Origin of the sequence: Streptomyces sp. NPDC005863 (assembly GCF_042871345.1) — a bacterium.
Lineage (GTDB): Bacteria > Actinomycetota > Actinomycetes > Streptomycetales > Streptomycetaceae > Streptomyces.
On record NZ_JBIAII010000002.1, the window covers coordinates 1,294,848 to 1,308,507 of the forward strand.

The window sequence follows — 13,660 nt, forward strand, 5'->3', positions numbered from 1 at the left end:
GTCCCTGATTCCAAGGACTTGAGGCCCGATTATCGACGTATCGCAGCCGTCAAGGTGTGTACAGCTGCGAACGGGGAATGATCTGCTGCTCCTGTCCGGGGCTCGACCACAACAGCCTCAGGTGGGCCTCACCCGTCTGCTCCGCGTACTCGACCCTCACCGCGTGGCGCTTGCCCGCGGTGAGCTTCACCTGTGCCTTGTCGATCTTCGGCTCGTGCGGCGTCCAGGAGTCGATCACGAGCTTGCCGTCGATCCAGACGCGCGCCATGTCGTCGGAGACGGTCGTCAGGGTGTACGTCTCCGAGCGGCGCGGCACCACCGATCCGGTCCAGCGGACGCTGAAGCGGTCGGCGGGGATGGCCGGGTCCGGCGAACCGGTGTATTTCCAGGCGTGGTTGAGGGTGGCATCGGTGCGCGTGATCTTGGGGTCGCCCGAGAGGGTCGCGTTGTCGAAGATCTCCTGCTTGAGCCCCGTGCCGTGGCCGACCCTTGCGGTCGGGCCGGGGTCCACCTTCAACTCGATGACGGTCGCGGTGTCGTTGGTGGCGGCGCCCGACGGCTTGAGATCGAAGCCGTCACCGGCCTCGGTGACCGTCACCCGCTGGTCACTGCCGAGGACCCGCGCCGCCTTCACCCGGATGTCCGTGCGCGCCGTCAGGTGCAGCGTGCCGCCCGCCGCGGGCCACCGCGTGACCGCCGCGTACAGCTTGTCGCCCTTGCGGCTCACCGACCCCCAGGCCGGCTCCTCGACGAGCCCGGCGTACCGGGCGCCGAAGACCGCCTCGCCCTGGCCGTCCTCGCGCAGCCAGTCGCCCATCTCCTTGAGGCGGTCGACGGAGGGCCGCGGGATGCGGCCGCGGGCGTCGGGGCCGACGTTCAGGAGGTAGTTGCCGCTGCGGGAGGTGGTGGCGAGGAGGTTGCGGGTCAGGGTCTGGGACGACTTCCAGTCCTGGTCGTAACGGGCGTACCCCCAGTGGCCGTTGAGGGTCATGCAGGACTCCCAGAGCTGGCCGTCGTCCGGGGCGGCGGGGATCTCCTGCTCGGGGGTGCCGTAGTCGCCGTCGACCACGCGGCGTTTGCCGACGCGGTTGTTGATGACCAGGCCGGGGTCGAGGCCGCGGAGGTAGGACTCCAGGCGCTCGCCGTCCCGCGCCGTCCACGGGTTGTGCGGGTTGTCGGTGTCCCACTCGCCGTCGAACCAGAGCAGCGCGGGGTCGTAGCGGTCGATGAGCTCCTTGAGCTGGGCGTACATGCGCTTCTCGTACGCGGGGAACGTGGCCGGGTCCGCGAAGTCCTTGTCGTGCCAGTCCCAGATCGAGTAGTAGAAGCCGAGTTTGATGCCCGCGTCGTCGGCCGCCTTCTTCAACTCGGCCATGATGTCGCGGTTCTTGTCGAAGGAGGAGTGGTCGCGCAGGTTCCAGTCGTTCACCTTCGTCGGCCACATCGCGTAGCCCTCGTGGTGCTTGGCGGTGATGACGATGTAGCGCATCCCGGCGTCCTGGGCGGCCTTGACGACGGCCTTCGCGTCGAAGTCGGCGGGGTCGAACTGCTGCGCCTGCTTCTCGTACGCGTCCATCGGGATCGCGCACTGCCGCTTGATCCACTCGGCGTCGCGGCAGGTGGTGCCGTCGGGCAGCCGGTACTCGCCCTCCAGGTTCGAGTAGGCCCCGAAGTGGATGAACATGCCGAAGCGGTCCTGCCGGAACCAGTTGGTGCGGTCGGCGGTGAAGGGGTCGTCCGCCGCGTGGTCCGTGCCGGGTCCGGCGGCGGCCCGTGGGGGGTGCGGGGCCGGGGCGCCGTCGGGGAGGGCCGTCGCGGCCGGTACGGCCGTGGCCGCGAGGGCGGCGGCGAGGAGCAGGACGAGTCCAGTGGCTCTGTGGCGCATGGGGCGGCTCCCGGGATTCCCTGGGGGGTTGGGGGGTCGCTCGGGAACGTAGGGAGGAATACATCGGATGTCAATGGGACCAACTCCCGCCGTGCTGCCATGATTTACGCTGCCGGGGCCACCATTGAGCCGTCGCCGCTCCGCCATTGATCTGTTCTTGATCTGCCATCGATCCGATGTATCCGCGTTGTACGAGGCCGAACCCCACCCCCGGAGGACCACCACGGGTCGACCGGGCAGCCCGGGGGAAGACCCCCCTCGCCACCCCTCCCACCGACGGAGCCCCCATGCCCCTCCCCCGCCGCACCTTCCTCACCGGACTCGCCGGCACCGCCGGTGTCGCCGCCGTCGCCTGCTCCGGCACCCCGGCCGACGGCGTGCCCGCCCCGCGCCGCACGGCCGCCGCCGAGGCGGCCCGGCGCCTGCTCCCCCGCCACGGGGACCAGCTGACGTTCCGGACCGCCCCGAAACAGCCGGACGCCGACGACTCCTTCCACGTCACCGGTGAGCGCGGCCGCATCACCGTCACGGCGACCGACCCCGCCACCCAACTGGTCGGCCTGCGCCACTACTTGACCCGGGTCGCGCACGCCGACATCACCTGGGCCGGCAGCAGCACCGACCAGCTGCCCGACCGGCTCCCCGCCCCGGCGCCGCCAACACCCCGCACCGCTTCGTCCTCAACGACACCAACGACGGCTACACCGGCGCCTATCACGACTGGGCGTACTGGGAGCGCGAGATCGACGTGCTCGCGCTGCACGGCTACAACGAGGTCCTCGTCTACGCGGGCGCGGACGCCGTCTACCACCGCGCCTTCCGGCAATTCGGCTACACCGACGCGGAGTTGCGGTCCTGGATACCCGCGCCGGCCCACCAGCCGTGGTGGCTCCTACAGAACATGGCCGCGTTTCCGCACCCGGTGTCGCGGCAGCTGCTCAACGCCCGCGCCCGGCTCGGCCGCCGCATCTGCGACCGGCTGCGCGACCTGGGCATGACGCCGGTCCTGCCGGGGTACTTCGGGACCGTCCCGCCCGAGTTCGAGGAGAGGAATCCGGGGGCGAGGACCGTGCCGCAGGGCGAGTGGGTCGGCTTCACGAGACCGGACTGGCTGGATCCGCGCACCGGCCATTTCGCGCGGGTCGCCGCAGCGTTCTACCGGGCCCAGGACGAGCTGTTCGGGCCGTCCACGATGTACAAGATGGACCTCCTGCACGAGGGCGGGCAGCCCGGCGACGTGCCCGTCGGCGACGCCGCCAAGGGCGTCGAGAAGGCCCTGCGCACCGCGCACCCCGGTGCGACCTGGGTGATCCTCGGCTGGCAGCACAATCCGCCGAAGGCCATCACGGACGCCGTCGACAAGCGCCGGATGCTCGTCGTCGACGGCATCTCCGACCGCTTCCCCGAGGTGACCGACCGCGAGTCCGACTGGGGCTCGACGCCGTACACCTTCGGCTCCATCTGGAACTTCGGCGGCCACACCACGCTCGGCGCCAACACCCCCGACTGGGCCGAGCTGTTCGAGACGTGGCGCACGAAGGAGGGCAGCACCCTGTGCGGCATATCGCTGATGCCGGAGGCGGCCGACAACAACCCCGCCGCGTTCGCCCTCTTCTCCGAGCTTGCCTGGCGCACGGGCGACCTGGACCTCACGTCCTGGTTCGCCACCTGGGCCACCACCCGCTACGGCGCCGCCGATCCGCACGCCGCCGCGGCCTGGGACGTGCTGCGCCGCACCGCCTACGGCACGACCCGCGCCGACGGCTGGGCGGAGGGCGCCGACGGCCTCTTCGGGGCGCGGCCCGACCTGGGCGCGGAGTCGGCGGCGGCCTGGTCGCCGAAGAAGATGCGGTACGAGCCGGCCGACTTCGAGCCTGCCCTCGGCGAACTCCTTGCCGTGCGACGCGGGTTGCGGGGCTCGTCCGCGTACCGCAGGGATCTGCTCGACGTCGCCCGGCAGACCCTGTCCAACCGCAGCCGCGTCCTCCTGCCGCGCATTAAGAAGGCCTACGACGCCGGGGACGCCACCGGATTCGACGCGCTCACCCGCGACTGGCTCGGCCTGATGGAGCTGCTCGACCGGCTCCTGGCCACCGACTCCCGCCATCTGCTGGGCCGTTGGGTGGCCGATGCCCGCGCGTGGGGCGCCGGCGCCGCGGAACGGGAGCGGCTCGCGTACGACCAGCTGTCGCTGGTGACGGTGTGGGGAGGGCGGGCGGGCGCCGACGCGGGGCTGCGCGACTACGCGAACCGCGAGTGGGCGGGGCTGGTCGGCGGCCTCTACCGGCTGCGCTGGGAGCGGTACTTCACGGAGCTGCGCACCGCCCTCGCGGAGGACCGCGCACCCCGGAAGATCGACTGGTTCGCCGTCGAGGACGCGTGGATCCGCGACCCGGGCCGGCTCGCGACCCGGCCGACGGGCGACACGTACGAGATCGCCGCGCGGGTGCGCGACCGGCTGAGCGCCGCCCCGTAAGGGACGGACGGACAGCGGTGCCCCGGGGCCACGACGCCCCGGGGCACCGCCTCCGCTTCACGCGCGGGGGCACTCCTTCCACGCCATGTGGTAGATCGTGCTGATGTCCCCGTCCGTGGAGTCCATCGTCATGAAGCTGGACTTCGCCGGGTCCGATGTCCCCGCGTCCACCCGCAGCTCCGTGTTGATGTTGAAGTTCCGTTTCACCCCGCAGGGCGCCCAGACCAGCTGCGCCCAGTCGGTCGTGTCGGTGGCCTGCCAGTTGTCGGTGTACGTGCCGTTGAACTGATGGCTGATCGAGGCCGTCTGCGGTGAGCCCTGGAAGTAGTACGACGCCTTCTCGGTCCCCTTGGCCCCCTGCTGAAGCGAGGCGTAGCCGCGGTAGTCGGCGCTGGCGATCGCGTAGGTGAAGCCCGACGGGACGTGCACGATGAGGCTGAGCTGGCAGTTCCTGCGGAACGCGGTGGGATCCGCGCCGCCGCCCGTCCTGGCGAGGTAGTCGCTGTAGGTGACCGTGAAGGCCGTGTTGTCCTCGGAGACGGCGACGGCCGCGGTGCCGAGGGGGCAGCCGGAACCGTTCACCGTGGCGACCTCGATCACGATCTTGTCCGGGGGCGGATCGAGGATCGCGGTCGTGTCCTGAGCGGGGAGTGTCGAGCCGAAGAGCGCCACGATGGCGCCGCTCAGCAGCAGTGCACCGGCCATGGTTCTCCATTCCGTTTCTGAGGAGGGGGGTTGGAGAAGTGCCTGTGGTGCGTGGAACGCATTGCGGGTGCCCGGAGCGGATTGCGTGAGCGAGGGGGAGCGTACGGACCGCTGAGGCGCGCTGCCAGAGCGAGGTCCGGCCATTCCGCATCGCGGACCCGTCGCGTCTTGACGGGTATACGTCACATCGAATCTCTGGTAGGAAACCTTCCTAACAGACGCGGTACCGACGCGGAACCATGAACTCCCTTACCTGGAGGCCCTCGTGGAGACCCCCCACATACGCCCGCGCACCACCCACACCACCCTCACCTCCCGCCGCACGCTGCTCGCCTTCATGGGCGCCGCGGCCGTGGCGGGCCCGCTCCTCGTCACCCAGGCGGCGAACGCGACCCCGGCCCCGGTCTCACCGGTCCGGCTCGCGGCCGGCGGCCTCGCGGCGGGCGGGCTCGACGACCCGGCGAAGAAGGAGATCGCGATGCAGATCGTCTGCAGCGCGGAGAACTCCTCGCTGGACTGGAAGAAGCAGTACCGGTACTGCGAGGACATCGACGACGGCCGCGGCTACACCGCGGGCATCATCGGGTTCTGTTCCGGCACCGGCGACATGCTCGACCTGGTCGAGCTCTACACGCAGCGCAAGCCGGGGAACGTCCTGGCCAAGTACCTCCCGGCGCTGCGCGAGGTCGACGGCACCGACTCGCACGAAGGCCTCGACCCGAACTTCAAGCGCGACTGGGAGCGGGCCGCCGACACGGACGCGGCGTTCCGCACGGCGCAGAACGACGAGCGCGACCGCGTCTACTTCAACCCCGCCGTCAAGCAGGGCAAGACGGACGGCATCGGCACCCTCGGCCAGTTCTGCTACTACGACGCCATCGTCATGCACGGCGACGGCGGTGACTCCACCAGTTTCCGCAACATCCGCAAGCGCGCGCTGCGCTCGGCCAAGCCGCCGGCCCAGGGCGGCAACGAGGTGACGTATCTGAACGCCTTCCTCGACGCCCGGGTCTGGGCGATGAAGCAGGAGGAGGCCCACGAGGACACCAGCCGGGTCGACACCGCCCAGCGGGTGTTCCTGCAGAAGCGGAACCTCAACCTCGACCCGCCGCTGGACTGGAAGGTCTACGGCGACCCGTACCACATCGGGTAACGGCCGCCCCTCCCCCGATTCGCCCCCTTCGGTTCACCCCTTCGCGCGGGGCGCCTCAGGCGTCCCGCGCGCCTGCACGCACCTCTTGCCTCCCAGCGGGTGACATGGGTACGGTCCCGGCCAGCTCCCCCGTCTACGCGCGTCCATCTGCACGAGGTGAAAGATCCCGATGTTTCCCCGAACGACCGTGCTGAGCACCGCAGCCGTCACCGTCGCCACGTCCGCCGCCGTGCTCCTGTCCACCGGCGCCGCGGCGACCCCCGCGGCCGCCCCCGGCGCGGCCCCCTCGCCGGGGGCGGCCTCCTCGGCGACGCCCGGCTGGCAGCAGGCCGGTGACGACATCACCTCCGGCATCAGCGGCCTCGCCCTCGCCGACAGCCCCGGCGGTCCCAAGGGTTCGCGCGGCACGGCTCACGCGCTCGTCGTCCGCGACAACAAGAAGCCCGGCCAGAACCGGATCGGCGAGCTCTCCTACCGCCCCGGCCGCTCCGCCCACATCGAACCGCTCACCTGGATGGACGGTGCCGAGCCCATCGACCTGGAGGCGATCGAGGCGGTGCCCGGCGCCTCCGACGAGTTCGTGGCCCTGGCCAGCCGGGGCCTCGTCTACCACCTGAAGGTGCGGGGCTCCGAGGCCCACGTCCTGGACACCTCCCCGCTCCCCGCCATCGCCGAGGGCGACGACTACGAGAGCTTCGCGCTGACCTCCCGGCACGGCAGGATGGCAGCGGTCTGGGCGGACCGCGGCGCGGGCAAGGAGCGCCCCGCGACGGTGCACGCGGCGCCGTTCTCCTTCAACGAGTACGACGAGGCCGAGTTCGGCCGCGTCTCCACCACCCGCCTCCGCGCGCCCTACCCGACCGGCGCGGTCCGGCACGCATCGGACATCTCCGTCACCGACTCCGGCCGCCTGCTGGTGAGTTCGGCGTCCGACGTGGGCGACGACGGCCCCTTCGACTCGGCGGTGATGGACGCGGGCACGCTCTCCGTGAACCGCTCCGGCAAGATACGGCTCTCCGTCGCCAAACACCCCGACGTACTGCGGAAGTTCAAGGGGCACAAGATCGAGGCCGTGGAGTGCGCGCCGGGTTCCGGTCCTGCGGTCCTCGGCACGGACGACGAGAACGCGGGCGGGTACGTCAACTCAGCCGATCTGTGCGGGCGTTGAACTAACCGCTGGGCGGGTGGCCGGCCGCGGGGCGGCGGTCGATCCACGCCCACACCGTCTTGCCGACGTCGCGCCGCGCCACCCCCCACTCGTCCGCCAGCGCGGCCACCAGGAGGAGCCCCCGCCCCGACTCGTCGTCGGGGTCCGGGCGCCGGGGCTCCTCCGTGGGGCACCGCTCGGTACGGGCGTCGCTCACCTCGATCCGGACCGCCTCGCCCGTGCAGGTCAGCCGGAGCTCGAAGTCCCGGCCCGCGACCCTGCCGTGGGTCGCGGCGTTCGCCGCCAGCTCGGCGATGATCTGCGCCGCCCGCTCGGAGATCTCACCCCCGTACGGGATGCCCCACCCATCCAGGCGGTACCGCGCCATCCGACGCGCGAGCCGGGCTCCTCGCGGCGTCGCACTGAAACGCTCCGTGAACATGTGGACGGAGACGGACGTCTGCACTCGCTGTGACATGACGCCCACGGTGGCCCCGCGCCCACCCTGTCACCAGGCACCCGACTCGTACGCTCCGTATTTGTACGGGTGCGAAGTGTGGACAGTACGCGTAACCGACCGTGACCATGGGCGGGTTGGCGGGGACCGGTGAGCGAGTGTCAGGGGACGCGCGTGACGTCGTCAAGCACGCAGGGCGCGAACGAGCCCGAACCGACGGACGGCCTCAAGGCGTTCGGAGCGGCACTGAAGAGTTTCCGCAAACGGGCGGGGTTCACGCAGGAGTCCCTCGCGCCGGAGATCGGGTACTCCCCGCACTTCATCGCCTCCGTCGAGCAGGGACGGCGCTTTCCGCCGTCGCGCTTCGTGGACCGGTGCGAGGCGGCGCTGGACGCGTTCGGGACGTTGCGGTTGGTGGTGCATCAGCTTTCCCGGCAGCGGGGGTTGGCTTCTTGGTTCCGGCGGTGGGCGCAGTTGGAGCAGGAGGCGCTCAACCTCTATACGTACGAGTGTCGGCTGGTGCCGGGTCTGCTGCAGACGGAGGCGTACCTGCGAACCCTGTTCGGCGCCCGTGTCCCACCCCTGTCCGACGAGGAGTTGGAAGCTCAGGTGGCTGCGCGTCTGGAGCGTCAGCACCTCTTGCGGGACCGACCGAACACGGACTTCAGCTTCATCATCGAGGAGCACATCTTCCTGCGTCGCACGGGGGGTGTGGAGACCGCCCGGGAGCTCATCGACCACGTACTGGACCTTGCTGCTTCTCGCAACGTCGAGTTGCAGATCATGCCGTTGAAGCGCGGGGTGCACTCCGGGTTGAACGGTCCCATTCAGCTCCTGGAAACACCGGACAACCGGTGGTTCGGGTACTGCGAGGGGCAGGAGAACGGCCAGTTCATCTCCGACCCGAAGGTAATCAGCACTCTGCAGATGCGGTATGCGAAACTGCGCACGCAGGCCCTCACGCCCGAGGATTCCGCGGACCTGCTGGAGCGACTGCGAGGAGCGCGATGAGCAGCACGATCGAACTTTCCTGGTTCAAGAGCAGCTACAGCGGCGACTCCAGCGGCGATTGCGTGGAGGTCGCCCTGGACTGGCGCAAGTCCAGCTACAGCAGCAGCGGTGACGGTGACTGCGTGGAGGTCGCCCTCAACTGGCACAAGTCCAGTTACAGCAGCGGGAGTTCTGGCGACTGCCTGGAGGTCGCCGTTTGCCCCGCCACCGTCCACATCCGCGATTCCAAGAACCCCCAGGGCCCCGCCCTGGCCCTTGCCCCCGCCGCGTGGCGGGACTTCATCGCGTACGCCCCCACCGCAGGGACATGACCGCCAGCGCAGCCGCAACGCCCCCGCACAGCATCGCGGTCGAGACCGATATCCCGTCGACCACCGCCCCGCCGGCCACCGCGCCCAGCGCGAACGTCGCCTGGAACGAGGACGTGAAGACGACGGACGCCGCCTCCGGAGCGTGGGGCGCGGCGCTGGCGAACCATGCCTGGGAGCAGACCGGCACCGCGCCGTAGGCGAGACCCCACACCAGGAGCAGCACGAACGCGCCGGCCTTGGCGGTGCCCAGCACCGGCAGGAGCAGCGTCGCCGTGGCGATGAGGCCCGCCGCCACGGCGAAGGTCGCCCGGAGCCTGCGCCGCGCCCACGTGCCCGCGAGGAAGTTGCCGCCGATGCCGGCGACGCCGTAGGCGAGCAGGAAGACGGTGATGAGGGAAGGGCCCGCGTCGGTGACCTCCGCGAGGAAGGGGGTGACGTACGTGTACGTGCCGAAGTGGGCCGCCACGACCAGGAACGTCACGACGAGGCCGAGCCGGACACGTGGCGCGCCGAGCAGCTCGCGCAGGACGGCGAGCCGGGTCACGTGCTGCGGGGGCAGCGGCGGCAGGGAGACGAGGAGCGCCGCGAGCACGGCCAGCGTGAGGACGCCCATGGCGACGAACGCGGTGCGCCAGCCCGCGAGTTGGCCGAGCAGCGTGCCCGCGGGGACGCCGAGGACGGAGCCGAGGGGGACGGCGGAGAAGATGACGGCGGTCGCGCGCCCGGCCTGCGCCTCGGGCACGAGGCGGGCGGCGAGGCCCGCGCCGATGGACCAGAACGCGCCGATGACGAGGCCGACGAGGACGCGGGAGACCATCATCGCCCAGTATGCGGGGGCGGTCGCGGCGATGAAGTTGGCGAGGGCGAGCACCAGCATGAGCAGGCAGAGCATGCGGCGCCGGTCGACGCGGCCGGTGGTGACGGTCACGGTGGGCGCGGCGAGGGCGGCGAGCAGGCCCGGCAGCATCATCATCAGGCCGGAGATGCCGTCGGAGGTGCCGAAGGTGTCGCCGATGGGGGTGAGGAGGCCGATGGGCAGGATCTCGGTGGTGACGATGGAGAAGATCCCCAGGGTCACGGAGACGACGGCGAGCCATCCCATGAGGGGTGTGCGGGTGGCGGTGGCGGGGGCGTCGAGGGGCGGGGCCGGAGTGGACGTCGGTGCGGACATGGTCCGAGTTCAGCAGCGGCCACCCGCCCGGGTCTGGCATGAATTCGACGTCAACGTCGTACGGGGTGCGCGGGGCGCCCGGACGGTCCCGGGCGTCGGTCCGGGTCAGTCCAGGATCGGCGTGGTCTGGGCGGAGGCGATCCGCCAGGTGCCGGCCTCCTTCACGACGACGTAGGTGAGCCGGCCCGAGGTGGCGTGCAGGGGTGTGACGGGGTCGCCGTCAGCCCCCGGTTGCCGTCGGTCGGAGACGTGCTTGACGCTCGCCACGAGGGCGACGTCGTCGCGGATCAGGCGGATGTCCTCGACCTCGACCGTGGTGACCACGTCGGCCAGCGGGGAGGCGAGGGCCTGACGCATCGCCGCGTCCAGCGTCTCCCGCCCCGCGACGCGGCGCCCGCGGAAGTTCACGACGCTGGTGTCTGCGGTGTGCAAGGGCAGGAAGCGGTCCGGGTCGGACTGCGACGCGACGGCGGCGTCGACGAGTTGACGTATCGCGACGAGGTCCGCGGACTCGGCGGACGGCGACTTCGTGGACGACGGTTCGGTGGTGGCTGATTCGGTGCGCATGACGGCCATGTTCGAACATCAAGCGCCCTTGAGGTCAAGCCCCGGCAGTACGGAGGACCGGGACAAGCCCCCCTCGTTCCGTCAGTGCGTCGCCGCCGCCTCCGGCACCGGCTCCGGTGCCGAACCCGGCTTCGTATCCAGGTGGTTGAAGACCAGGTTCAACGACACCGCGAGGATGCAGCCCGTCGAGATGCCCGAGCCGAGGACGATCTGCGCCCAGTCGGGGAACGCGTCGTAGAAGCCGTCGGAGAGGGCGGGGGCCAGGCCGGCGCCCAGGGTGACGACCACGATGAGGGCGTTGTCGCCGCGGTGCAGGTCGGCCTGGAGCAGTGTCTGCATGCCGCTCACGGCGATGGAGCCGAAGAGGAAGAGGCTGACGGCGGCGAGCACCGGCATCGGGACGACCGAGATCAGCGCCGCGGCGGCCGGGCTGAGGCCGATCAGGACGAGGATCGCGCCGCTGAGTGCCACGACGAAGCGGCTGCGCACCTTGGAGATGACGACCAGGCCGATGTTCTGGGCGAACGCGCTGGCGTGGAAGGCGTTGAAGAGCGGGCTGAGCGCGGAGCCGAGCGCGTCGGCGCGCAGGCCGCGCGCGATGGTCCTCTCGTCCACCTCGCGGTCGACGATCTTCCCGAGGGCGATCATGTCGGCGGTGGACTCCGTGAGGATCACCAGCATGACGACGCACATGGAGATGATCGCCGGGATGTTGAACTCCGGTGCGCCGAAGTGGAGCGGGGACGGGATGCCGACCGGGTCGGCGCCGTCGAGCTTCGAGAAGTCGGCGAGGCCCATCGGTATCGCGAGCACCGTGCCGAAGACCATCGCGACGAGCATGCTGATCTGCTTCAGGAACCCGTGCGTGAAACGCTGGAGCAGGAGCATCACAAGGACGGTCGCGCCCGCGAGCCCGATGCTCCTCGGCTCCGGCGTGCCCGTCGCCGAGTCGTCGACGATCCAGTCGTACGCGACAGGGATGAGCGAGACGCCGATGAGGGTGATGACCGAGCCGGTCACCACGGGCGGGAAGAACCGGACGAGCCGTGAGAAGTACGAACTGACCAGGAAACCGAAGAGACTTGAGACGATGATGGCGCCGAAGACGACCGGCATGCCCGCCTCGACGCCGCCCTGGGTCGCGATGATCGTCAGCATCACGCCGACGCCCGCGAACGAGACGCCGTTGACGAACGGGAGCTTCGAGCCGATGAAGGTGCCGATGCCGAGGGTCTGCAGCAGCGTCGCGATGCCCGCCATCAAGAGGCTGCCGCCCATGAGCACGGCCGTGTCGCCCGGTGACATCTTCGCCGCGACGGCGACGACGAGCGGCACGGAGACCGCCCCCGCGTACATGGAGGCGACGTGCTGGAGACTGGCGACGAGCATGCGGCCCGGCGGCAGGATCTCGTCGACCGGATGGACCTTCGGGGCGTCGTCACCGGTACCGGCGGACTTCACTTCAGAACTCATGGGTGGCGCTTCTTCCGTTGCGTGACGCCGGAATTCGGCTCGGTTCCGTGGGAGTTCGAGAGACGCGGAACCGAGACCGGCACATCCGACTGGAAAGTAACTTCCGCCATGCGGTTGACGGCGGCACGAACCTACGCCAGCAGACCCCGGCTACGGAAGCCCCCCGATAAACGGAATTGCCCCTTCAGTCATCCAGGCCTGCCCTTCGGTTCCTGGCCCCACGGGGGTGCTCTGTGAGAAGACTGGAGTCTCTGTGACCGAGGAGCCCCGATGCGCGCACACGAACGCGAGCCCGCCCGAACGAACGCCGCCGGGAAGCCGCGGACCCCGGCCGGCAAGGCCGCGGCCGAGACGGACTCGCACCTGCAGCGGCTGCTCGCCCTGCAAGGGTCCGCGGGCAACGCCGCCGTCGTACAGATGCTCCGGCAGGACGGCCGGGCCGAGGAGCGGCACCGGCACGGGGCCGGCTGCGGCCACGGGCAGGCCGGTGCGGCCGGGGAGGCCACCGTGCAGCGCGCGCCCGCGAGCCCCGACGCGATGGACGTCGACGCGCGGGACTTCTCCGACGCCGAGGAGCTCACGGACGGCGGCACCGACTCGGAGGCGGGCGAGTACGACTACGCGTCGTTCCTGGACGAGCGGAACAAGTATCCGCGGGAGACCACGCCGACCCCGCAGCCGACGGTGGGCTTCGGGGACAGCACGTACGGCCCCGATCCCGGCAAGGTGAAGTCGATGCGCGAGGACCGCAAGCAGGGCCGCGCCCTCCCGCCGCTGCGCTACCGCAAGGACAACGAGCTCCTGTACCGGTGGGACAAGCGCACCCCCGACCAGATCCTCGGCAAGGGGTTCGACTCCTGGAACGACAAGCTGCCGGCCAGCCTGCGGCACTACCAGAAGCTGCTGACCAAGACCGGTTTCGTCAGCACCACCCGCTCCCCCGGCGGATACGTGCCCGACTGGGCGCGCCAGCCCGACGGCAGCGGCTACCGCTATGTGATCAGCGCGCCCGGCGGCATCGACCTGGTGGACACGCTGGGCACCACGTCCTTCGCCCAGCAGCAGGAGGTCATCTTCTGGCGGGGCATGACGTCCGGTCACGTCCTGCGCGCGGAGCTGTGCGACAAGGACGGCAACATCCTCAAGGTCATTCCGGCCGGCGGCGCCGGGGCGGGGCAGCAGCAGGGCGACGCGATGGACGTCGACAGCGACTGAGCGAGCGTCGCGCGCACGAAAGTGGCGGTGCCTCGCACGCACAAAGGCGGTTCCTCGCCCGGGACCTGACCGCGCGAGGGACCACCTTT

11 protein-coding genes and 1 pseudogene are annotated in these 13,660 nt (G+C 70.6%); 6 read left to right on the plus strand and 6 right to left on the minus strand.

Features of this window, described 5'->3' with window-relative positions; all coding sequences use genetic code 11:
- Nucleotides 1-49 precede the first annotated feature (49 nt).
- Nucleotides 50-1,885, minus strand: coding sequence for an alpha-L-fucosidase (locus tag ACFYO9_RS11795; protein WP_358773504.1), 1,836 nt, complete (start codon nt 1,883-1,885; stop codon nt 50-52).
- Nucleotides 1,886-2,172: 287 nt separating this feature from the next.
- Here ACFYO9_RS11795 and ACFYO9_RS11800 point away from each other — a divergent pair.
- A pseudogene (locus tag ACFYO9_RS11800) lies at nt 2,173-4,361 on the plus strand (alpha-N-acetylglucosaminidase).
- Between the two features lie 57 nt (nt 4,362-4,418).
- Here ACFYO9_RS11800 and ACFYO9_RS11805 read toward each other — a convergent pair.
- Nucleotides 4,419-5,066, minus strand: coding sequence for a DUF4360 domain-containing protein (locus ACFYO9_RS11805; RefSeq protein WP_355805670.1), 648 nt, complete (start codon nt 5,064-5,066; stop codon nt 4,419-4,421).
- Nucleotides 5,067-5,331: 265 nt separating this feature from the next.
- Here ACFYO9_RS11805 and ACFYO9_RS11810 point away from each other — a divergent pair, with 265 nt between their 5' ends.
- Both ACFYO9_RS11810 and ACFYO9_RS11815 read left to right on the plus strand, forming a co-directional pair.
- On the plus strand, nt 5,332-6,219 hold the full coding sequence (locus ACFYO9_RS11810) for a chitosanase (RefSeq protein ID WP_388666158.1): 888 nt from the start codon (nt 5,332-5,334) through the stop codon (nt 6,217-6,219).
- A 169-nt stretch (nt 6,220-6,388) separates the two neighbouring features.
- Nucleotides 6,389-7,387, plus strand: a complete 999-nt coding sequence (locus tag ACFYO9_RS11815) for a hypothetical protein (protein ID WP_358773502.1) — start codon at nt 6,389-6,391, stop codon at nt 7,385-7,387.
- Nucleotide 7,388: 1 nt separating this feature from the next.
- Here ACFYO9_RS11815 and ACFYO9_RS11820 read toward each other — a convergent pair whose 3' ends face one another.
- Entirely contained in the window at nt 7,389-7,844 is a 456-nt protein-coding gene (locus ACFYO9_RS11820) for an ATP-binding protein (protein ID WP_358773501.1), read from the minus strand.
- A gap of 153 nt (nt 7,845-7,997) precedes the next feature.
- On the opposite strand from ACFYO9_RS11820, the gene ACFYO9_RS11825 reads away from it, so the two are divergent.
- Both ACFYO9_RS11825 and ACFYO9_RS11830 read left to right on the plus strand, forming a co-directional pair.
- Nucleotides 7,998-8,834: a helix-turn-helix transcriptional regulator gene (locus ACFYO9_RS11825; RefSeq protein ID WP_355805660.1), complete on the plus strand. Its 837-nt coding sequence runs from the start codon at nt 7,998-8,000 to the stop codon at nt 8,832-8,834.
- A complete protein-coding gene (locus ACFYO9_RS11830) occupies nt 8,831-9,145 on the plus strand; it encodes a DUF397 domain-containing protein (RefSeq protein ID WP_355805657.1) in 315 nt (104 codons plus the stop codon). Before ACFYO9_RS11825 ends, ACFYO9_RS11830 begins: the two co-directional genes overlap by 4 nt.
- Here ACFYO9_RS11830 and ACFYO9_RS11835 read toward each other — a convergent pair.
- The 3 genes from ACFYO9_RS11835 to ACFYO9_RS11845 form a co-directional block, all read right to left on the minus strand.
- Nucleotides 9,114-10,316, minus strand: a complete 1,203-nt coding sequence (locus tag ACFYO9_RS11835) for an MFS transporter (protein WP_358773498.1) — start codon at nt 10,314-10,316, stop codon at nt 9,114-9,116. The genes ACFYO9_RS11830 and ACFYO9_RS11835 overlap by 32 nt on opposite strands.
- A gap of 105 nt (nt 10,317-10,421) precedes the next feature.
- Nucleotides 10,422-10,883, minus strand: a complete 462-nt coding sequence (locus ACFYO9_RS11840) for an SgcJ/EcaC family oxidoreductase (protein ID WP_358773497.1) — start codon at nt 10,881-10,883, stop codon at nt 10,422-10,424.
- An 81-nt stretch (nt 10,884-10,964) separates the two neighbouring features.
- Nucleotides 10,965-12,356, minus strand: coding sequence for a nucleobase:cation symporter-2 family protein (locus ACFYO9_RS11845; RefSeq protein WP_358773495.1), 1,392 nt, complete (start codon nt 12,354-12,356; stop codon nt 10,965-10,967).
- Nucleotides 12,357-12,626: 270 nt separating this feature from the next.
- Between ACFYO9_RS11845 and ACFYO9_RS11850 the strand changes: the two genes are divergently transcribed.
- Complete coding sequence (locus ACFYO9_RS11850) at nt 12,627-13,571, plus strand: hypothetical protein (RefSeq protein WP_358706511.1); 945 nt, start codon at nt 12,627-12,629, stop codon at nt 13,569-13,571.
- Nucleotides 13,572-13,660 lie beyond the last annotated feature (89 nt).